Source organism: Streptomyces sp. NBC_00102 (assembly GCF_026343115.1).
Classification (GTDB): Bacteria; Actinomycetota; Actinomycetes; order Streptomycetales; family Streptomycetaceae; genus Streptomyces.
Map to the genome: position 1 here is coordinate 5887974 of NZ_JAPEMC010000001.1, position 21424 is coordinate 5909397.

Annotated in this window: 14 protein-coding genes; 4 read left to right on the top strand and 10 right to left on the bottom strand. The window is 70.1% G+C overall.

The genetic code is table 11. The features are described 5' to 3' along the window. Positions 1–2: 2 nt before the first annotated feature. Genes OHA55_RS26110 through gmd form a run of 4 tightly spaced genes read right to left on the bottom strand, consistent with a single transcriptional unit; the run spans position 3 to position 6845 of the window. Positions 3–758 (bottom strand): hypothetical protein, encoded by a 756-nt coding sequence (locus tag OHA55_RS26110; RefSeq protein ID WP_266710091.1) that lies wholly within the window; start codon positions 756–758, stop codon positions 3–5. Continuing rightward, on the bottom strand, positions 758–3010 hold the full coding sequence (locus OHA55_RS26115) for a LamG domain-containing protein (protein ID WP_266710092.1): 2253 nt from the start codon (positions 3008–3010) through the stop codon (positions 758–760). The genes OHA55_RS26110 and OHA55_RS26115 overlap by 1 nt, the downstream gene beginning before the upstream one ends. Further along, positions 3007–5835: a LamG-like jellyroll fold domain-containing protein gene (locus OHA55_RS26120; RefSeq protein WP_266710093.1), complete on the bottom strand. Its 2829-nt coding sequence runs from the start codon at positions 5833–5835 to the stop codon at positions 3007–3009. Before OHA55_RS26120 ends, OHA55_RS26115 begins: the two co-directional genes overlap by 4 nt. Next, entirely contained in the window at positions 5832–6845 is a 1014-nt protein-coding gene (gmd, locus tag OHA55_RS26125; RefSeq protein ID WP_266710094.1) for a GDP-mannose 4,6-dehydratase, read from the bottom strand. The genes OHA55_RS26120 and gmd overlap by 4 nt, the downstream gene beginning before the upstream one ends. Before the next feature lie 116 nt (positions 6846–6961). Here gmd and OHA55_RS26130 point away from each other — a divergent pair, with 116 nt between their 5' ends. After that, positions 6962–7945: a GDP-L-fucose synthase gene (locus OHA55_RS26130; protein WP_266710095.1), complete on the top strand. Its 984-nt coding sequence runs from the start codon at positions 6962–6964 to the stop codon at positions 7943–7945. A gap of 69 nt (positions 7946–8014) precedes the next feature. On the opposite strand, the gene OHA55_RS26135 is transcribed toward OHA55_RS26130, so the two are convergent. Continuing rightward, positions 8015–9568 carry a sugar transferase gene (locus tag OHA55_RS26135; protein ID WP_266710096.1) on the bottom strand — a complete coding sequence of 518 codons (1554 nt, stop codon included), beginning with the start codon at positions 9566–9568 and terminating at the stop codon, positions 8015–8017. Between the two features lie 927 nt (positions 9569–10495). Between OHA55_RS26135 and OHA55_RS26140 the strand changes: the two genes are divergently transcribed. Both OHA55_RS26140 and OHA55_RS26145 read left to right on the top strand, forming a co-directional pair. Continuing rightward, on the top strand, positions 10496–11587 hold the full coding sequence (locus tag OHA55_RS26140; RefSeq protein WP_266710097.1) for an endo-1,4-beta-xylanase: 1092 nt from the start codon (positions 10496–10498) through the stop codon (positions 11585–11587). Positions 11588–11758: 171 nt separating this feature from the next. Beyond that, positions 11759–13180, top strand: a complete 1422-nt coding sequence (locus tag OHA55_RS26145) for an endo-1,4-beta-xylanase (protein ID WP_266710098.1) — start codon at positions 11759–11761, stop codon at positions 13178–13180. 332 nt (positions 13181–13512) lie between these two features. Here OHA55_RS26145 and OHA55_RS26150 read toward each other — a convergent pair whose 3' ends face one another. From OHA55_RS26150 to OHA55_RS26170, 5 genes are all read right to left on the bottom strand, one after another. Next, positions 13513–14505 carry an aminoglycoside phosphotransferase family protein gene (locus OHA55_RS26150; RefSeq protein WP_266710099.1) on the bottom strand — a complete coding sequence of 331 codons (993 nt, stop codon included), beginning with the start codon at positions 14503–14505 and terminating at the stop codon, positions 13513–13515. 228 nt (positions 14506–14733) lie between these two features. Further along, positions 14734–17133 carry a glycoside hydrolase family 3 N-terminal domain-containing protein gene (locus OHA55_RS26155; protein ID WP_266710100.1) on the bottom strand — a complete coding sequence of 800 codons (2400 nt, stop codon included), beginning with the start codon at positions 17131–17133 and terminating at the stop codon, positions 14734–14736. Then, positions 17130–17951, bottom strand: a complete 822-nt coding sequence (locus OHA55_RS26160; protein WP_266710101.1) for a carbohydrate ABC transporter permease — start codon at positions 17949–17951, stop codon at positions 17130–17132. The genes OHA55_RS26155 and OHA55_RS26160 overlap by 4 nt, the downstream gene beginning before the upstream one ends. Further along, the gene (locus OHA55_RS26165) at positions 17948–18898 is read right to left on the bottom strand and encodes a carbohydrate ABC transporter permease (RefSeq protein ID WP_266710102.1); all 951 of its coding nucleotides are present in this window, start codon (positions 18896–18898) and stop codon (positions 17948–17950) included. Before OHA55_RS26165 ends, OHA55_RS26160 begins: the two co-directional genes overlap by 4 nt. Before the next feature lie 33 nt (positions 18899–18931). After that, positions 18932–20233, bottom strand: coding sequence for an ABC transporter substrate-binding protein (locus OHA55_RS26170; RefSeq protein WP_266710103.1), 1302 nt, complete (start codon positions 20231–20233; stop codon positions 18932–18934). A 140-nt stretch (positions 20234–20373) separates the two neighbouring features. Here OHA55_RS26170 and OHA55_RS26175 point away from each other — a divergent pair, with 140 nt between their 5' ends. After that, positions 20374–21402, top strand: a complete 1029-nt coding sequence (locus OHA55_RS26175; RefSeq protein WP_266710104.1) for a LacI family DNA-binding transcriptional regulator — start codon at positions 20374–20376, stop codon at positions 21400–21402. Positions 21403–21424 lie beyond the last annotated feature (22 nt).

Below are 21424 nucleotides of genomic sequence, written 5' to 3' on the forward strand. Positions count from 1 at the left end.
GCTCAACTCTTTTCTCCTTCGGGCAGCCAGGCGTAGCAGCCTGTGGAGGTGAAGGTGCGGGCGGCCGCGGGGAGGGTGATCCGCACCGGTTGACCGCTCGCGGAAGACCCCTGGTCGAGGACCTTGCCCCCGGCTCCCTCGGCCCGCCAGGTGCAGGCGGTGGTGGGGGAGACCGACCGGTAGGCGCCGGGGCGCAGTTCCTTCCCGGTGTGGGTACCGTCCGCGTAGCCGAGCGCGGCCTCGTCCACGAGGTCCTGATGGTCGGTGCAGAGATGGGCCACCGCGGGTGCGGCGTCGGGTACTTCGCCGGTGACGATGGAGCCGACGGCGATCCGGCGGTCCGCCTTGACCAGGAAGTCGAGCTTGTCGCAGGTCTCCTGGCCCGCCTGGAGGACGGCGGCCGGGTCCATGCCCCGGGGCACCCGGTCGGTGAGGTACTCCTTCTCCTTCTTGGTGAACGTGCCGGTGGCGGGCGTGAGTTCGTCGGTGGGGACCTTGGGCCCGGTGTCGGCCGTCGCGGGTGCGGCGTCGGCCCCGGAAGCCCCGGAAGCCCCGGAGCCACCGGACGCTCCGGACGCCCCGGCTTCCGCACCGTCGGTCGGTGCTGCGGCGGAGGGTCCCGCGACGGAGGGCCCGGGGGCAGCGGAACGCGGCGCGTCCGCAGCCTTGGGGCCGTCCCCGTCGTGGGACGAGCCGCACGCGGCCAGCGCCGCCGTCAGGAAGACGACGGCGGCGCCGGCCAGGAGCGGGTTCCTCATCAGCCCGTCCTGAGGGCGTAGTGCGCGGCGACCTGCGCGGCGCTCAGCGCGGTCGGGTAGACGGCGGTCTCGTCGAGCTGACCGGCGAAGAAGGTGCTGGTCGGGGCGGACGGCCAGCCGTTGAGTGTGTCACCGCCGACCCTCCAGTACCCGGAATAGCTCTGGTTGGTCTTGTACGAGGTGTTGGAGGCGCGCAGCACCCCGTCCACGTAGAGCGCGACGCCGCCTGCGCCCTGGGTGGCGACGACGTGGTGCCACACCCCGTTGTTCCAGGCGGTCGGGGTGGTGACGACGCGGGTGGAGCCGTCGTGGACGCCGAAGACCAGCTTCCCGTCGTTCGTCATGTAGACGTGCTTGTCGTAGTTGGTGCTGTTCTGCATCGTCAGGTTGCCGAAGCCGATGAGCTTGCCGCCCTTCGTCGTGGTCGTCTTGAACCAGGTCTCGACGGAGAAGGCACTGGGCTGGGCGTGCCGGCGGTTGCTGTACGCGTACTCGTCGGTGCCGTTGAACCCGATGGCGGTGGACGCTCCCGCGACCGCTGCCGGGGTCTGCCGGTAGGACGGGGCGTTGCGCAGGAATCCGTTGTCCAGACCGGTCCCGGTGTCCGCCGCGAAGGTCGAAGTACCCTCGTCGTAACGCCAGTAGAGCGAGGCGCCGTCGGCCAGCACCTTCGCCGGGTACGCCTCCGCCGCCGAGGCCACGGTGGCCGACAGGGCGGGGGATTTGGCGCTCGTGTTGGTGCCGTCGCTCGCGGTGATCCGGTACGAGTGGGTCTCCCCGGCGGCGACCGCGGTGTCGGTCCAGCGCAGTTGCGGCCGGTCCCAGAAGATGGAGTCCGCCGTCGTGGTGTACACCGGGGTGGTGGCGCCGTCCTTGTAGATCCGGTAGGTCAGCAGGCCGTCGTCGGTGTCCGAACTGGTCTGCCAGTTGACGTCGATCTGCCCCGGCCGGACGGTGGAGAGCTGGACGTTGGGCACCCAGGGGGCCCCCGTGTCGGGCCCGTCCGCGAACCGGGTCAGCCCCTGCTGGGCCGCCGCGTTGACGGTGGTGAACTCGCCGCCGACCCACAGGTAGTGGTGCCCGCCGCTGTCCGCCTGCGTCATGACCCGGGGGCCGACCGGCTCACCGATGCCGTCGTTGGTGTCCGGGGCCCACGGCAGCAGCTTCGGGTCGTCCACCGACTGGGCCAGCAGGTGCTTGCGCGGCTGGTCGGGGAACTCGCCCATGCTGGAGCAGTCGTGGGCGTGGCTCCCGCTGTAGAGCACGCCCGCGTGGACCAGCACGGCCTGGGTGGCTCCCAGGCAGGTGTCCCGCCAGCGCTGCTGGAAGTCGTCCAGGTCCACAGCGATACGCCCGTCGAACACCCCGCCGCCGGTACCCTCGTTGGCGGTGTAGAAGCCGGTGGCGTCGCTGGTGATGTCCTGGACCGTGGAGGTGGCCGGGATGAAGCCGGGGTAGGCGGTCGTCAGGGCTCCGGTCGTCGCGTCCACCACCGCCAGCGCGTGCGAGGAGGTGCCGTTGACGGTGAGGAAGTCGCCGCCGAGCACCACGTGCTGCCCGTCCGGGGTCACTTCGAGCGCGCGGGCCACCTCGTCGGCGTTGGCCGTGAAGGGCAGCAGGTCGGCGCCGGTGGTGACGGCGGCGAACTTCTGGCGGGTCTGGCCACCGACGCTGTTGAAGTCGCCGCCGAGGTACACCGTGTCGGCGGTGACGTCGATGGCCCGGACGGTCGCGGAGACGGCGATCTTGAAGTCCTCGCGCGGGGTGCAGGTCGCCGTGTCGATCGCCGCGATGTTGCTGACCCCGACCCCGTTCACCGCCCCGAACTGACCGCCCGCGTAGAGCGTCGACCCGTCCGGCGAGAGAGTGAGAGCGCGGACCGTCGCGGTGCCCGAGGAGAGCGTGAACGACAGGGAGCAGCCGGTCGGTGCGCCGGTCGCCGCGTCGAACGCGGCGAAGTTGACCGCGGGGGTCTCCGAGGTGCCGGCGGCGGCGTCCGGCGGACGCACGGTGGAGAAGGTGCCGCCGGCGTAGACCACGCCGTTGTTCGCGGCCATCGACCAGACGATGCCGTTGGTCTGCCAGGTGGAGAGATCGTCGGCGGTGATCGACACCGGCGGCGTCAGCGAAGCCGCCGGGGAAGTCCCGACCGCGGTGGCGGTCAGGGCTCCGGCCAGCAGGCCGAGAGCCGCGGCAGCGGCGCGTCCGCGCCCGCGTCCGGCGGATCTCCGCCCCGTACGTCCGTTCATCATTCAGCTCCGAAGGTGAGAACGAGCTGCGGCCGGTAGGCCGCGGTGGAGATCTCGCTCGACCAGATACGGAGACTGTCCGTACCCGTGTTGGTCAGAGCGAGCGAGGTCGCGGAGCCGAGGGCCCCGCTCAGGGCCGACGCGTCGAGCGCCACCGAGTAGTCGGTGGATACCGCCGTCGCGCCGGTGATGGTCCCCAGCACGGTCGCACCGAGCGACGGCCGGGTGTTGTAGGTGACCGTCGATTCGGTCCAGGCACCGGTGACCGGTACCACCCGGTGGTTCTCGGCGGAACCCGCCGTCGAGTCCGAGGAGGTGCGGAAGTCGATCCGGGCGCCCTTGAGCACCTGTCCGGCGGGGGCCGACGGCAGGTCGTAGCGGAGATAGCCGAGGTACGCGGTGGTGCCGCGCGACGCCAGCTGGTTGTCGTTGTAGTTCGTGTTCGGGGCGACGCTGTTGACGTACGCGTCCTCCACCGGAGTGAGCGTGACCGTGGTGTCCTCGCCCCCGCCCCCGTCGCCGCCGCCTCCGTCGCCGGGAACGGGTGGCGCGTCCGCGAGGGCGTAGTGCTCGGCGACCTGCGCCGCCGTGAGGGCGGTCGGGTAGACGGCGGTCTCGTCCACCTGCCCGGCGAGGTAGTTGCTGGTCGGACGGTTCGGCCAGGCGGCGTTCATCGTGTCGCCGCCGACCCGCCAGTACCCGTCGTACGAACGGTTCCCGGTCGCCGCGTTGGTGCCGGCCACCGCGCCGTCCACGTACAGCACCATGCCCGCCGGGCCCTGGGTGGCGACCACGTGGTGCCAGGCGCCGTCGTTGAAGCTGCCGGTGGTGGTGATGGTCGGCCGGGTGCTGCTGCTGCCGGTCTGCACCCCGAAGGCGAGCCGGCCGTTGTCCGTCAGATAGACGATCTTGTCGGAGATGGTGCTGGTGTGCCCGGTGTCGACGCCGATGTTGTTGCCGAAACCGATGATCCGGCCCCCGGTCGTCGACGTCGTACGGAACCAGGTCTCGACCGAGTAGGGCGACGGCGAGGTCAGGTGGTGCAGCCGGTCGCTGTAGACGTACTCGTCCGTGCCGTTCAGGCTCAGTGCGGTCGAACCCGGCACCGCCCCGGCCGCCCGGTACGTCGGCGCGTTGACGTACACGCCCCCGTCGAGTCCGTCCGAGGCGTCGGCCGCGAACGCCCCGCCCGCCTCGTCGTACCGCCAGTACAGTCCGGCGCCGTCCGTCAGGACGCGTTCCTGGTACGCGGAGGCCGAGGAGGCCGCGGTGACGGAGGCGGCGGCGGACTGGGCGCTGGTGTTGGTGCCGTCGCTCGCGCTGACCCGGTAGGAGTACGTCCGCCCGGCCACCACGTCCGTGTCGGTGAAGGTCAGCTGCGGACGGCTGAAGAACAGCGAGGAACCCGTGGCGGTGTACACCGGGGCCGACGCGCCGTCGCGGTAGACCCGGTAGGTGAGCGAGGAGTCGTCCAGGTCCAGCGAGGACCGCCAGGCCACCTTCACCTGCCCGGTCCGCGGAGAGGAGACGCTCACCACCGGTACGGCGGGCGCACCCGTGTCCGGCGTGTTGGCGAACCGGGTCAGACCCTGCTGGGACGAGCCGTTGACGGTGGTGAACTCGCCGCCCACCCAGAGGAAGTCGCGCCCGTCCCGGCTCGACACGGTCAGCGCGCGCGGCCCGACCGGCTCGCCGATGCCGTCGTTGGTGTCCGGCAGCCACCCCAGCATGGCCGGGTCGTCCACCGACTGGGCGGACAGATGCTTGCGCACCTGGTTCGGGAACTCGCCCATGGTGGAGCAGTCGTGCACATGGCTGCCCGCGTACAGCACGCCCCGGTAGACGCGGAGCGCCTGGGTGGCGCCCTGGCAGGTGTCGCGCCAGCGCTGCCCGAACCCGTCCAGCTCCATGGCGAGGCGCCCGTCGAAGGAGTTGCCCCCCATGCCCTCGCCCGCGACGTACCAGCCGCCCGAAGCCTGGTCCGTGACGATGTCCTTGATGACCGCGGTCGACGGGACGAAGCCGTTCGGATAGGTGTGGACGAGCGCGCCGGAGGCCGCGTCCGTCACCGCGAGGGCGTGCGTCCCGGTGCCGCCCACCGTGGTGAAGTCACCGCCGATCAGCACCGACGCACCGTCCGGAGTGACCTTCAGGGCCCGACCCGGATCGTCCGCGTCCGGATTCCACGCCGTCAGCGCACCGGCCGGGGTCACCGCACCGAAGAACCGACGGGCGCTCCCGTTCAACGTCTGGAAGTCCCCGCCCGCGTACACCGTGCCGTCCGCCGCCACGTCCAACGCCCTTACGGTCGCGGAAAAGTTCGGGGCGAACCCCGAACGCACGCTGCAGGTTGCGGTGTTGATGGCGACCAGGTCGTTGACCGCCGTGCCGTTGACCGAGCTGAAGTAACCGCCCGCGTAGAGCGTCGACTTGTCCGGCGAGAGCGCGAACGCCCGCACCGTGGCCGTGCCGCTGCTGCGGGTGAAGAAGAGCGAGCAGCCCGCCGGGGCGCCGGTCGCGGCGTTGAACGCCGCGAAGTTCACCGCCGCCGCCGAGCCCGTTCCGCCCGCCGCCACCCCGGCGGGGCGGATCTGGGAGAAGGTGCCACCGGCGTACACGACCCCGTTCGCCTCCGCCAGCGCCCAGACGATGCCGTTGGTCTGATAGGTGGAGAGATTGTCGGCGGTGAACCCGACCGGAGCGGTCAGCGCGGCCGCCGGGGGAGTGCCCGTGGCCGAGGCGGTGAGCACCCCCGCCGCCAGCGCCAGCACCGTCGCGCACACGCCTCCCCGCCGCACCCGGGCGCCCGGGCGGCGTGGCGCGCTCACCGGTCCACCCGCACGGCCGCGCCGCTGAGCTGCGCCTCCAGCAGCCGGACGTCCGCGTCGACCATGATGCGGGCCAGCTCCATCGACCGGACCTCCGGCTTCCAGCCGAGCAGCTCCTCCGCCTTGGAGGCGTCACCGATCAACGCGTCGACCTCGCTGGGGCGTTCGTACTTCGGGTCGTACCGCACGTGTTCACGCCAGTCCAGACCGGCATGGGCGAAGGAGTGTTCCAGGAACTGCCGGACGCTGACCCCCTCACCGGTCGCCACCACGTAGTCGTCCGGGGTGTCGCGCTGGAGCATCCGCCACATCGCGTCCACGTACTCGGGGGCGTAGCCCCAGTCGCGTACCGCGTCCAGGTTCCCCAGGTGCAGCCGGTCCTGGAGTCCGGCCTTGATGCGGGCCACTCCCCGGGTGATCTTGCGGGTCACGAAGGTCTCCCCCCGGCGCGGGGACTCGTGGTTGAAGAGAATGCCGTTCACGGCGAACATCCCGTAGGCCTCACGGTAGTTGACCGTGGCCCAGTACGCGTACACCTTCGCCACGCTGTACGGGCTGCGCGGGTGGAACGGCGTCGCCTCGTTCTGCGGGGGCGGGGTGGAGCCGAACATCTCCGAGGACGACGCCTGGTAGACCCGGGTGTCGATGCCGCTGGCGCGAATCGCCTCCAGCAGCCGGATCGAACCGAGTCCGGTGACGTCCCCGGTGTAGAGGGGCGCGTCGAAGGAGACCCGGACGTGCGACTGGGCGCCGAGGTTGTAGACCTCGTCGGGCTGGATCTCGCGCAGCAGGTTCACCAGGGCCACACCGTCCGCGAGATCCGCGTGGTGCAGCACGAAGGAACGGTCGGCTTCCTCCGGCCCCTGGTAGATGTGATCGATGCGCTCGGTGTTGAAGCTCGACGAACGGCGTATGAGCCCGTGGACCGTGTACCCCTTGTCGAGCAGCAGCTCCGACAGGTACGAGCCGTCCTGCCCGGTCACGCCGGTGATGAGTGCGGTCTTGGCCATGACTCCCCCCTTCTGTGGTCGCCTGAACGGCGTTGTATGACACCGGAATTGAATAGAATGAGCGGTTTGCGGTGAAAAGGCCACAGTGTCGCGTGTCTGCTGGCACAATCCGAGCCATGACGACTGATCTCCCCGGCCCTCCCCAGGAATCCGATCGCTCTCTACTGCGCCCCGGCGCTCGCATATTCGTGGCGGGTCACCGCGGACTGGTCGGCTCGGCGGTGGCCCGCCGCCTCACCGCCGACGGCCACGAGGTGCTCACCCGTGACCGTGACCTTCTCGATCTGCGCGACGGTGCGCGGACCGAGGCGTACCTGCGGGACGTCCGGCCGGACGCCGTCGTCCTGGCCGCCGCCAAGGTGGGCGGAATCATGGCGAACAGCACCTGGCCGGTGCAGTTCCTGGAGGACAACCTCCGCATCCAGCTGAGCGTGATCGCCGGCGCCCACGCGGCCGGCACCGAGCGGCTCCTCTTCCTCGGCTCCTCCTGCATCTACCCCAAGCACGCCCCCCAGCCGATCAGCGAGGACGCGCTGCTCACCGGCCCTCTGGAGCCGACCAACGAGGCGTACGCGCTGGCCAAGATCGCCGGAATCGTGCAGGTCCAGTCGTACCGCAGGCAGTACGGCGCCTCGTACATCAGCGCCATGCCGACCAATCTCTACGGCCCCGGGGACAACTTCGACCTGGCGACCTCGCACGTCCTGCCCGCGCTCATCCGCCGCTTCCACGAGGCGAAGCGCGACGGGGCGCCCACCGTCACCCTCTGGGGCTCCGGCACCCCCCGCCGCGAGTTCCTGCACGTCGACGACCTGGCCGCGGCCTGCGCCCTCCTGCTGGCCTCGTACGACGGTGACGACCCGGTCAACGTCGGCTGCGGGGACGACCTCACCATCCGCGAACTCGCCGAAACCGTACAGGAGGTGATCGCGTATCAGGGGCGCATCGACTGGGACGTGTCGAAGCCGGACGGCACCCCGCGCAAGCTGCTGGACGTGGAGCGCCTGACGGCTCTCGGCTTCGCGCCCAAGATCTCGCTCCGGGACGGGATCGCCGGAACCTACGCCTGGTGGCGGGACCGGGACTCCGGCCTCGGGTGAGCCGTACGGTCCGGTGCCCCGCCGTGCGCGGGGCACCGGGACTGCTCGCATCGTCTCCACTCCGCCCCCTCAGTACGCGCCGCGGCCGTCGGTGACCGCGCGCACGGTACGGGCCAGCAGCTCCATGTCGGTGGAGACCGACCAGTTGTCGACGTACCAGAGGTCCAGCGAGACCGACTCCTTCCAGGAGAGGTCGGACCGGCCGCTGACCTGCCAGAGGCCGGTGAGACCCGGTTTCACGGCGAGCCGTCTTCGCTCGCGGTCGTCGTACTCGGCGGCTTCCTCGGGGAGCGGAGGACGCGGACCTACCAGGGACATGTCACCTCGCAACACGTTGTACAGCTGCGGGAGTTCATCGATCGATGTCCGCCGCAGCGTCCTGCCGATCCCGGTCACCCGGGGGTCGCGGCGCATCTTGAACAGCGGCCCGTCCCCTTCGTTGGCCGTGCTCAGCTCCGCCTTACGGGACTCGGCGTCGACCACCATCGTCCGGAACTTCCACATGGTGAACGGCCGGTCGTGCCGACCGTGCCGGATCTGCCGATGGAAGACGGGGCCTCGCGAGGAGAGCCGTACACCCAGGGCCACCGCCAGCAGCAGGGGCGCCAGCAGCACCAGCCCGAACAGTGCGCCCGACCGGTCCAGCACCGCCTTCACCGCCGACTGCGGCCCCCGCCGCAGCGGCGGGGTGACGTGCAGCAGGGTCATCCCCGCGACCGTGGCGGGCCGCACCCGGGCGGTGGTGATCCCGGTCAGCGCGGAGAGCACGCAGAGCGCGACGCCGCCGTCGTGCAGCCCCCAGCCGAGCCGGCGCAGCCGGTCGCCGCAGAGCAACGGCCCGGGCGCGACGAGGACCAGGTCCGCGTCGTACGCGTACGCCCCCGCGAGCACGGTGGGCACGTCGTCGTCGGTGCCGTCGGCCCCGAGCCGTCCGGTCAGCGGCAACTGGTGCTGCGGCTCCGCGGACCCCACCGGGACCGCCGCGACGACGGCGTAACCCTCCTTCTGCGCACGGGAACCGAGGGCGCCGGCCACGGTGTCCACGCCGGACGCGTCACCGACGACGAGTACCCGCAGAGCCGGACGGCGGTGCGTGGCACGGGCCCGCCGCCGGACGGCCGAAGTCACCGCCACCGCCACCGCCCCGCCGGGCACGGCGGCCACCAGAGCGGCCGTCGGATCGACGGCGTCACCGGCGATGGCCCAGGCGACGGCGAGCAGGCCGACGAAAACCAGCCAGTCCCCGAGGACGCCCGCCGCCCCGGCGGTGCTCCGCGGCGGTCCGGCCGCCCGGCGCCCGCGCACGGCCCGTACCCCGCCCCACACCAGGGCCGCGGCGACCGCGGTGGGCAGGGCCACCGGCTGCTCCCGCGCGGCCAGGACGGCCCAGGCGGGAACGGCCATGCCCACGGTCTCGGTCAGGACCGCGAGAGAAGCCCCCCGGGAGACCGGCCGCCGGCCGGGCAGTACGCGATCGGCCGGGTCGCGCTGTGCTGTCGGGGCCCTCCAGAGCTGTTCGAGAGCCGTCGCGCGGTTCCGGGGCGCCGTGGAGCTTGGGCGTGGTGGACGCCGCAGTCCCACGGGCCCGGATATGTCAGAGTCGGGTGTTTCGACATGCCCCATGAACCCCCCAGTCACAGTTGCATCCCCAAAACGCGGCGCATCCGTCGATCCCCGGGACCGACGGATGCGCCATCGCCCTGTGCACGATATCCACACACGTGCCATTTCGCTGGGGTTCACGTGAAGTTCAGACACATCGGAGCCTTCCGCCGCGATCCCCACCCATTCGCCATCTCCCGTGCCGTGTAGGTCTGTTGGGTCTGATGTGCAGGGAGGGGCGAACCGGATGGCGGACCGACCGGGCGCAACGCGGACGAACCGAACTCCGGTATTCCGCACGGCATCTGTGGATACGGAATGATCAAGTCTCCGTAAAATTAGGAGAGTTAGACACATCACAAAGAGGTTTGATCCGGCGATCCTTGGCGGCCGGTGTTCGTGAGGTCCTTGGCGGCCGGTGTTCGTGAGGTCCATGGCGGCCAAGTTCCATGAGGTTCGTGGCGGGTGGTGGTGGCGAGGGGGTGGCCCGCTCCGCGGGACCGTCCGTCGGCCCGGCGCGGCCCCTCGTGCGGTCGTACGGCGTGTGCGCCGCCGGTCTGGGGGTTCCGTGCGTGGAGGGCTCGGGTGCGCGTGCCGTCGGGAGTGTCCGGCAGGTGTCCGGATTCCGGGGTGCGGAGTCGTCGAATCCCGCACGTTCGACGGGGAGATCTCGAACGAAAATGTTTCGTTTGTGACGCGCCATTGTTTCGGCAGCGATACATGCCCCAGGATCTGTCTCAGCGCCGACGAACGGCTCAGGGCTTCACCCGTAGGGGAGTTATCCACCTGAAGCGTCCGGTAAGTCCAGGCCACCGCTCCCTCTCCCGAACGGGCGAAGGGGTGGAGCGGCACCTGTCTTTTGCCGAGAGAGTTTCGGGAGGGCGGGGCCGGACCGGGGCCCTGGTCGGCGCGACGCACCCCAGTCCCACCCTTATGAGGAGTTGCACCATGCTGTCCAGACGACTCGCCCTCGCCGTCGCCACGGGTGCCGTGGCCGCGTTGACCCTCGGCACCGCCGCCCAGGCGGCCCCCGCACGTCACGCCGGGCACGAGGCGACGCTGCGCACCCTCGCCGAGCGTCCGGACCTGCTCATCGGCACGGCCGTCGACACGAGCGCGCTGGCCGCCGACGCTCCCTACCGTGCCGACGTGGCCTCCGAGTTCAGTTCCGTGACCGCGGAGAACGTCATGAAGTGGGAGGTCGTGGAGCCCGCCCGCGGCACCTACGACTGGTCGCAGGCGGACACGTTGGTCAAGTTCGCGAAGAGGAACGGCCAGGAGGTGCGCGGCCACACGCTGGTCTGGCACAACCAGCTGCCGGCCTGGCTCACTTCGGGCGTCGCGGACGGTTCGATCGACGCGAACGAGCTCCGGGGCATCCTGCGCAAGCACATCACCGACGAGGTCCGCCACTTCAAGGGCGAGATCTACCAGTGGGACGTCGTCAACGAGGTCTTCAACGAGGACGGCACCTACCGGGACTCGCTGTGGCTGCAGAAGCTCGGCCCGTCCTACATCGCCGACGCCTTCAAGTGGGCCCACGCGGCCGACCCCAAGGCGAAGCTCTTCATGAACGACTACAACGTCGAGGGCGTGAACGCCAAGTCCACCGCTTACTACGACCTGGCCAAGAAGCTCCGCGCGCAGGGCGTACCGGTCCAGGGTCTCGGGATCCAGGGGCACTTGGACATCCAGTACGGCTTCCCGGGTGACGTCGGCGACAACCTGGCCCGCTTCGACGCGCTCGGCCTGCAGACCGCGTTCACCGAGATCGACGTGCGGATGACGCTCCCCGCGGACGACACCAAGCGGGCGCGCCAGGCCCAGGACTACCGCAGACTGCTCGACGCCTGCGTCTTGGTGAAGGGCTGCAAGTCCTTCACGGTCTGGGGCTTCAGTGACAAGTACTCCTGGGTGCCGGGCACGTTCTCCGGCCAGGGCGCGGCGAACATCATGGACGAGAACTACGTCCGCAAGCCCGCGTACACGGCGCTCGCCGACGGCCTCCGCGCCGCCCCGCGCCGCACCGGCCGGCACTGACCCGGACGGCCCGGGCCGGGGCGGCCGTGTGTCGTCCCGGCCCCGCGGGTGCGCGGCACGGAACCCCAAGTTTGGCATGCGCATGGCGATCAACTCGGGCATGCCCCTGATCGTGGCCGTCCCCCCGGCGGTCAGTTCCTCCCTGTCCGACCACGGAAGAGAGAAGCAGTCATGACCATCAACGTGTCCGACGCGGGCGGGCGGCACCGCTCCCCGCTGCGCACCTTCGCCCGCAGGGCCCTGGCCCTCGGCGGGGCCGGCCTCGTCTCCGTCACCGGAGTCGTCGCGCTCTCCGGCAGCGCGCAGGCCGCCGGATCCACCCTCGGCGCCGCGGCCGCCGGCTCGGGCCGCTACTTCGGTACGGCCGTCGCCGCCAACCACCTCGGCGAATCGGGCTACGCGACCACGCTCGACACCGAGTTCAACGCGGTGACCCCCGAGAACGAGATGAAGTGGGACGCCGTCGAAGGCACCCGCAACACCTTCAACTTCAGCAACGCCGACCAGATCGTCAGCCACGCCCAGAGCAAGAACATGAAGGTCCGGGGCCACACGCTGGTCTGGCACTCCCAGCTGCCGAGCTGGGTGAGCGGCCTCGCCGCCACCGACCTGCGCACCGCGATGAACAACCACATCACCCAGGTGATGACCCACTACAAGGGCAAGATCTACGCCTGGGACGTGGTCAACGAGGCGTTCCAGGACGGCAGCAGCGGCGCACGGCGCTCCTCGCCCTTCCAGGACAAGCTGGGCGACGGCTTCATCGAGGAGGCGTTCAAGACCGCCCGCAGCGTCGATTCCGCCGCGAAGCTCTGCTACAACGACTACAACACCGACGGCGTGAACGCGAAGTCCAACGCCGTCTACAACATGGTGAAGGACTTCAAGGCGCGGGGCGTCCCGATCGACTGCGTGGGCTTCCAGAGCCACTTCAACAGCAATTCGCCCGTCCCCTCCGACTACCAGGCCAACCTCCAGCGCTTCGCCGACCTCGGCGTCGATGTGCAGATCACCGAACTGGACATCGAGGGTTCCGGCACCGCCCAGGCCACCAACTACGGCAACGTCGTCAAGGCCTGCCTCGCCGTCACCCGCTGCACCGGGCTCACCGTCTGGGGCATCCCGGACAAGTACTCGTGGCGCGCCAGCGGCACCCCGCTGCTCTTCGACGACAACTACGGCAAGAAGGCCGCCTACACCGCGGTCCTGACGGCCCTCGGCGGGAGCTCCTCCGGCGGCGGCACCGACCCCGGCACGGGCGGCGGCACCGACCCCGGCACCGGTACGAAGACCTGCACCGCCACCTACACGGCGACGCAGACCTGGCAGGGCGGGTTCAACGGCCAGGTGACCATCAAGGCGGGCTCCGCCGCGATCACCGGCTGGAGCGTCAAAGTCACCCTCGGCGCCAACCAGACGACCACCGGGGTCTGGAACGGCACGACCGCCTGGGACAGCACCGGCAAGGTCATGACGGTCACCCCGAGCTACAACGGCAGCCTCGCCGCCGGAGCCTCCACCAGCTTCGGGTTCACCGTCCAGGCGAACGGCAACACCGCCGCCCCCACGGTGAGCGTCTGCACCGCCTCCTGATCACCGCCGTTCGCACGGCCCCGTAACGGCCGTGAGGCCCGCACGCGGATGCCCGGCCGCCCTTTCCAGAGGGGGCGACCGGGCATCTTCGCGTGTGCGGTCCCGGTCGTCGGGCGGTGGCGCACGAAGTGGCCGACGGCGAGGCCCGGCTCACGCCGGTCGCGGCGTCCCTCTGCTGATCGTTCCGGAGCGGCGACTGGGCCCTCTGGGCGGGAAGGGGCGAATCTCCGCAACCGAAGGGGGCTGCCGCGTGAACCCGGCACCCGGTTCACCTGCTGGGCACCTCGTCCACGGGATCGGCTGTCGGCGGCGCCGCGTCCGGCGTCCCGCGCCTACGCGGCGAGCCACGTCGCCCAGGTGCGCATGGCCCCGCGCATCACGGCCATCGCCTCCACCGACTCCCTGAGTGTCCGGGCGAAACCGGCCCGGTACTCCGGACTCCCGCCTCGGTGGCCACAGGCCATCCACAGCTGCCAGGCCGCCGTTCCGACGCGTCCGGCGAACATACCGGTGAACGCGGATTCGTCGACCGCCCCGACCGCCCCTCCCGCGGCGACGTATCCGGAGAGACACGCTTCGACGATGCGGCGCTCGGGCACTTCCGGCCCACGGCCGAAGCCGGCAAGACCGAAAGCGGTGAAGACGAGCTCCCACCACGGCTCCTGCGCCCCAGCGGAGTCGAAGTCCAACAGCACCGGACCACCGGAGCCGGTCAGGACGTTCTGGTGCCGGATGTCGCGGTGCATGACCAACTTCGACCGCCACAGCTCCTGCTGATCCTCGATCATGGCCTGGGCTTGTGCCACCGACAGCCTGAGGACGCGGATCTGCCCGGCGCTGAGGATCTCAAGACGTTCGGCCTGAGCGAACCATTGCTCCCACTCTCCGCGGGAGTACGACCCGTAGTCGCCGTCGACGGCCGGATCGGCCGGAATCGCGCACCGGGCGAGGTCGGCGACGAGCCCGCCGGCCCACGCCGCCAACGCTTCGGACGTCGGTGCGGTCGGATGCGAGCCCTCGATGAAACGCACCGCGCGGGCGTAGACACCGTCCCCGACCGGTCGCCACAGCCCCGCTTCGGCCAGAGTCGTCGACTGCGGCTCGGGCATCGCGACACCGGTCTCCCACGCGGCGACTTCGAGTGCCCCTGCCTGAGCGGCCATGGACAGCCAGAAGTCACCCCAAGGCCGGTTGAGCTTCACCACCCACGAGCCGGAGTCGGTAGCGGCCTTCCACACCGGGCCCTGCTCGTCGTCCTTGAGGAGCAGCGGTGCTTCCAGCAACTGTCCCAACCCGAGCCGCTCGGCCGCGCGTGCGAGGTTCACAACGGTCAGTCAATCCCTCCGTCACCTGGGGGGCCACCGATTTTGCCGGTCGTCAGAATGACCTGAGGCGTGGACCTTGCGCCCAGATCTTGTTCCGGATGGCCCGTGGGAGCGGGTGGCTCCGCTCCTGCCGCCGACGCCCGCTCGGCGCACCCCGGACATGACGGAAGCCCGGCCCCCTCGGACGGGGGCCGGGCTCCTGCGCTCGTCGGAGGAGCGGCGAGGGTGTCAGAGTCCCTTGACCGTCTCCACCTCGAACTCGGCGTGCAGCCGGCGGGTGTGGTCCACCTTCCGCGCGGGGCCGGTGAGCGTCACCTCGGCGGTGAGGCGCGGGTCCGTGCTGGAGGCGCTGAGGCGCAGCTCCAGCGCGCCCGGCTCCACCACGCGCACGCCGTCGCGGCCGGTGAAGGAGGCGAGGTCGGCGGGGACGGCGACGCGCACCCTGGCGGCCTCGCCGGCCGCCAGCTCGACCCGTACGTAACCGGCCAGGCGCTGCACCGGCTGGACGACCGAGGCGACCGGGTCGTGCAGGTAGAGCTGGACGACCTCGACGCCGTCGCGGTCACCGGTGTTCCGTACCGTGCACTCCAGTTCGGCCGAACCGTCGGTGCCGATCTCCGCCGAGGCGACGGCGAGACCCGACCACTCGAAGGTCGTGTACGCGAGCCCGTGGCCGAAACCGAACGCGGGCGTCGGGTCGATGTTGGAGACCTCGTTCGCGTGCCCCAGGCGGGCCGCGAGGTAGGTGGACGGCTGCGCGTCCGGCTTCATCGGGACGCTGACGGGGAGCCGCCCGGACGGGGCGACCCGTCCGCTCAGCACCGAGGCGAGCGCGTGGGTGCCCTCCTCGCCCGGGAAGAAGGTCTGCACGACGGCCGCGGCCTCGTCGACCGCGCGCCCGAGCGCGTACGGACGGCCCGCCAGCAGGGTGACGACGACCGGGGTGCCGGTGTCCAGGAGCGCGTCCAGCAGCTGCTGCTGGACACCGGGCAGGGTGAGGGAACCGGCGTCGCAGCCCTCGCCGCTGGTGCCCCGGCCGAAGAGACCGGCCCGGTCGCCCAGCGCGGTGATGACGATGTCGGCGTCGCGTGCGACGGCCAGGGCCTCGCTGAAGCCGTCCGTACCACCGTCGTCGATGCCACAGCCGGCCGCGGTGACGATCTCGCTGCCGGGGAACTCCGCCACCAACGCCTCGCGCAGCGTGGGCAGGTCGACTCCGAGCGGCATCTCCGGGTGCTGGCTGCCGACGTGCACGGGGAAGGAGTAGCAGCCGAGCACGGCGGTGGCCAGGTCGGCGTTGGGGCCGATCAGCGCGATGCGGGCGGGGGCGTTCTCGCCGCCCAGCGGCAGGATGCCGTCGTTGCGGAGCAGCACGATGGCGCGCTCGGCGATCCGGCGGGCCAGGGCGCGGTTGGCGTCGCTGTCCAGGACCACCGTGCCGCGGAGCGTCTCCGGGGCGAGTTCGGCCCCGGCGAGCGCGTCGGGGACCGGGTTCCAGTCGGCGTCCAGCAGACCGAGCTGCGCCTTCTGCACGAGGACGCGGCGGGCGGCGCGGTCGATGTCGGCCTCGGCGATGAGCCCCTCGGCGACGGCGGCGCGGAGCGGCTCACCGAACGTGTTGACGGTCGGCAGCTCCACGTCGACGCCGGCGAGGAGCGCGGCGACCGCCGCTTCCCCGAAGGTCCCGACCACACCGTGCAGGGACTTGAGGAACGCGATGCCGAAGTAGTCGGCGACCACGGTGCCGTCGAAGCCCCACGTGTCCCGGAGCAGTCCGGTGAGCAGTTCCCGGTCCGCGGCGGACGGGACGCCGTCCGTGTCGGTGTAGGCGTGCATCACCGAGCGCACACCGCTCTCGCGCACGGCCATCTCGAACGGCGGCAGGATGACGTCGGCGCGTTCGCGCGAGCCCATGCCGACCGGTGCCAGGTTGCGGCCCGCGCGGGAGGCCGAGTAACCGGCGAAGTGCTTGAGGGTGGCGACGATGCCGGCCTGCTCCAGGCCCTTGATGTAGGCCGTGGCGATCGTGCCGATGAGGTACGGGTCCTCGCCGATGGTCTCCTCCACGCGGCCCCAGCGGGCGTCGCGCACCACGTCGAGCACCGGGGCGAGCCCCTGGTGGACGCCGACCGAGCGCATGTCGCGGCCGATCGCCGCCGCCATGTCGCCGATGAGCGCCGGGTCGAAGGTCGCGCCCCAGGACAGCGGCACGGGGTACGCGGTCGCGCCGTAGGCGGCGAATCCCGCGAGGCACTCCTCGTGGGCCACGGCGGGGATGCCGAAGCGGTTGGCGGCGGTGATCGCGCTCTGCGTGCGCAGCAGCGAGAGCGCACCGAGGGCGGGGTCGACCGGGACCGTACCGAACGGCCGGGTGAGCTGGCCCAGCCCCTCGGGCAGCAGGTCGGCCAGCGGCGGAGGCTCCTCCATGTCGTGCTGGTGCGGGGCGACTTCGGCCCCTTCGTCGGAGGCGCCCACCCAGATTCCGAAGAGCTGGGCGATCTTCTCCTCCAGCGTCATCTCCCGGAGCAGGGCGTCTGCGCGATCGGCCGGGGTGCGGGACGGGTCCCGCCACAGCGGGAGCGTCACTTCTTCGGCCGGTTCGGTCTGTACGGACACGTGGTCGGTCACTTTCCTCCGACTCCCATCAGCCCCTGTACCAGGGCTCGGCGGGCGAACAGATATACGAGCAGGATGGGGAGCATGGACAGCACGACAGCCGCGAGCATCCCCGGCATGTCGACCCCGTGTTCGGTCTGGAAGTCGTAGAGGCCCATGGTGATGACCTTGGACGAGGCCGACTGCGTCAGGACGAGCGGGAAGAGGAAGCCGTTCCACGCCTGGAGGGCGGAGAAGACGACGATGGTGGAGATCCCGCTCTTGGAGAGCGGCAGTACCAGCTGGAAGAAGACCCGCCGGTGGGTGGCGCCGTCCATCGTCATGGCCTCGTACAGCTCCGGGGTGATGTCGCGCATCACACCGGTGAGGATCAGGGCGCACACCGGCATCGCGAACGCCGCTGTCGGCAGGATGATGCCGACGAGGTTGTCGTAGAGCCCGGCTTCGCTCATCGCGAAGAACATGGGCACGATCACGGCCTGCGAGGGGATGGCGAGCCCCAGCAGGAAGAGCCGGAACACCATGCCGGTCACGCGGCTGCGGCTGCGGACGATCGCGTACGAGAGCGGCGCCACGAGCAGGACCACGATGGCCACCACGGAAAGGGTGACGATCACGGTGTTCAGGAAGTACTGCCCGAACCCGCTGTTGAAGTCGTTGACGTAGTTGTCGAGCGTGAAGTGCTTGGGCAACGCGAACGGGCCGTTGGATCCGTAGTCGGCGCGGCTCTGGAAGGTCGCGACGAGCATCACGTAGAGCGGCAGCCCCACGACGAGGAGCCAGACGGTGGAGCCGAAGCCGGCGAGGATGTTGGGACGGCGCCTGCTCACATGCCCTCCATGGTGCTGTTCATCTTGTCGTAGCCCGTGAGGCGCACCATCACCAGCGAGATGACCGTGGCGACCAGGACCAGCATCACGCCGATGGCCGAGGCCGTTCCGTAGTCGAAGGTCTTGAACGCCTTCTGGTACATGTAGTAGGCGCTGATCGTGGTGTCCGTACCCGGGCCGCCCTGGGTGAGGATGAGGACGGTGTCGAACGTCGTCAGACCGCCGACCACCATCAGGATCATCGAGGTCACGACGCTGTTGCGCAGCTGCGGCAGCGTGATGTGGAAGAACTGCCGGTACCGGCCCGCCCCGTCGATCTCCGCGGCCTGGTAGAGCACCCGGGGTACCGAACGGGCCGCGCCCTGGTAGATCAGCGTGTGCAGCGGGGTGAACTGCCAGGTGCTGACGAAGATCAGGACCCCGATCGCGGTGCTCTGGTTGCCGAACAGGTTCCCGTCGCCGAACAGCCACTTGGCGTGCGCCGGGACACCGAAGTTGGGGTCGAGCACCGCGCGCCACAGCACGGAGACGGCAGCGGCGGAGAGCAGCAGCGGGATGAAGTAGATCGCGGACAGCACGGCCCGGTTGCGCTGGTGACCGGCGGCCCACACCCCCAGCAGGATGGAGAGCGGGGTCTGTACGGCGACGCCCAGGAAGGTGAGCAGCAGGCTGAGCCAGAGGCTCTTGATCATGATCGGGTCGTCGAACAACTTCTTCCAGTTGTCCAGACCCGTGAACTCCGGGTCGGAGAGCCCGTCCCAGGTCGCGAAGGAGAGGACGACGACCAGGATGAGCGGGACGATGGCGAAGAGGCCGAAGAAGACGGCAGCCGGAGCCGCCCAGGCAAAGCCGGGGCGGCTGGCGCCTTCATGGGAGCGGCCGGGTCGACGGCCGCTCCGCTGGACCCCTTTGCTGGCCGCGGGGACCGCGGTGGCAGTTGTGGTCATGAGAGGTGTTCCAAATCGGATGGTGGGGCGCGGTCAGGAGGTGGGCAGGCCCTGCATCGCCTTGATGAAGCCGTCCACGTCGATCCCGCCGTTGAAGAACTGCTGCACCGCGGTCGTCAGAGCCGTGCCGGCGGTCTGCGGGTACGCCTGGTCCCAGGAGAGCTGGAAGGAGGGCGCGTTCTTGACCAGGTCGTACTGGAAGTGCGCGTAGTCGGGGCTGGCGGCGGTGTCCAGCTGCGCTTCGGTGTTGGTCGTGGTCGGCAGGTTGCCGATCGAGAGCTGCGCCTTCACGAACTGGTCGGAGTACATGAGCTTCAGGAACTCGGCAACCTCCTCCGGGTGCTTGGTCTTCTTCAGCACGGAGTAGAAGTTGTTGGTGTTGCCCACGATGTCGGTCGGGGCGCCCTTGCCGCCGTCGATGCTGGGGAAGGCACTGTAGTCGAGGTCCGACTTGGCGAAGTCCGGCTGGGAGTCCTGGAGGGTCGAGTACTCCCACGAACCCATCAGCTCGAAGGCCGCCTTGCCGGTGGCGAGAAGCGTGGGCGAGCCGCCGTCGGTGAACTTCACGGAGTCGAAGTTGGTGCCGAAGGCGCCGGCGTCGATGAGTTCCTTGAGCTTGTTGAGCGCGTCCCTGCTGCCGTCGGTCGCCCAGACGTCCTTGTCGCCCTTGACCGCGCTCTGGACGAGCTCAGGGCCGGCGACGCGGTCGAAGAGGTACTCGAACCACATCAGCGTCGGCCACTTGTCCCCGCCGCCGAGGGCGATCGGGGTGACGCCCTTCGACTTGAGGACCTTCACGGCGTTCAGCAGCTCGTCCCAGGTCTTGGGGGCCGTCAGGCCGTTCTCCTTGAGCACCTTGCTGTTGTTGAACATCAGCACCGGCTGCGTACCGCGCATCGGGATGCCGTAGGCCTTGCCGTCCACCACGGTGCTGTTGAACACGGAGGGGAGGAAGTTGTCCTTGAGTCCCGGGTCCTTCGCGATGAAGTCGTCCAGCGGGAGGAGCAGACCGGCGTCCACGAACGGCTTGATGCTGCCGCCGCCCCAGTTGAAGAAGACGTCCGGCGCCTGCTTGCTGTTGATGATCGTCTGCAGCTTCGCCTGGTAGTCGGCACCGGGGATGGTGTCCAGGACCACCTTGACCTTCGACGACTTGTTGAAGGTGGCGACGAGCTGCTTCTCCACCTTGTTCGTGGCATCCCCGTAGACCAGCACGTGGATCTTGTCGCCGCCGGAAGCGGAGTCATCGCCTCCACAGGCGGAGAGGGACAGGGCCATGGTCAGCGCCAGCCCGCCGACGACGGCGATACGTGGGAGCCGGTTGCGTCGCGTCATGGTCTCGCCTTTCGAAAATGTTTCGGCTTCATTACCGAAACTTCATGCGTCGGGACGCTAGGGCTCGGCGACTGGAGGGGTCAACCCTCATGGCTCAAGTTGCTGATTTGTTATCTCTGTTGGCCAATTGTTCGTGCCCTATGCTTCTCACCATGCGCGATGACGAGAACGTGGGCCGCATCACCCTCGCCCAGGTGGCCCAGCAGGCCGGCGTCTCCATTTCGACAGTTTCGAAGGTTCTGAACGGCAGACAGGACGTTGCCGCGCCGACTCGGGTCAAGGTGGAACGCCTGCTGGAGACACACTCCTACCGGCGCACCACCCGGTCCGCCCGGGAGGCGCCGCTCATCGAGCTCGTCTTCCACGAGCTGGAGAGCATCTGGGCGATGGAGCTGATCAAGGGCGTCGAGAACGTCGCCAAGCTCCATGGGGCGGGTGTGGTGCTCACCGAGAGCGGCACCCGCCATTCACCGAGCCCGGAGTGGATCGAAGGGGTGCTCCAGCGCCGCCCGCTCGGTGTGGTGCTGGTCTTCTCGGCCCTGCCGCTGGAGTTCAAGCAGCAGCTGCGTTCCCGGTCGATCCCCTTCGTGATCATCGACCCGGCCGGCGACCCCGAACCGGACGTCCCCTCGGTCGGCTCGGCGAACTGGAGCGGCGGCCTCGCCGCCACGCGCCACCTCATCGAACTGGGCCACCGCCGGATCGGCATCATCACCGGCCCCGAGGACATGATCTGCTCCCTCGCCCGGCTCGACGGCTACCGCTCCGCGATGAGCATGGCCGGCCTGGAAGCCTCCTCCGACCTGGTGCTCTACGGCGACTTCCACGTCGAGGGCGGCTACGACCGGACGATGGAGCTGCTCGCCCTGCCCGACCCCCCCACCGCGATCTTCGCCGGCAGCGACCTCCAGGCGCTCGGCGTGCTCGAAGCGGCCCGGGTCAGCGGACTCCGCGTCCCGCACGACCTCTCCGTCGTCGGGTTCGACGACGTGCCGATCGCCCGCTGGTCCAGCCCCGCCCTCACCACCGTCCATCAGCCGCTGCGGCAGATGGCCGAGGAGGCGGTCCAGATGCTCGTACGGCTCCGCGACGAAGCCCCGATGACCACGAGGATGGAGCTCGCCACCAGCCTGATCGTACGCAACAGCACGGCCGCTCCTCGCAGTTGAGGAACGGCCGTGCCGGGGGAAA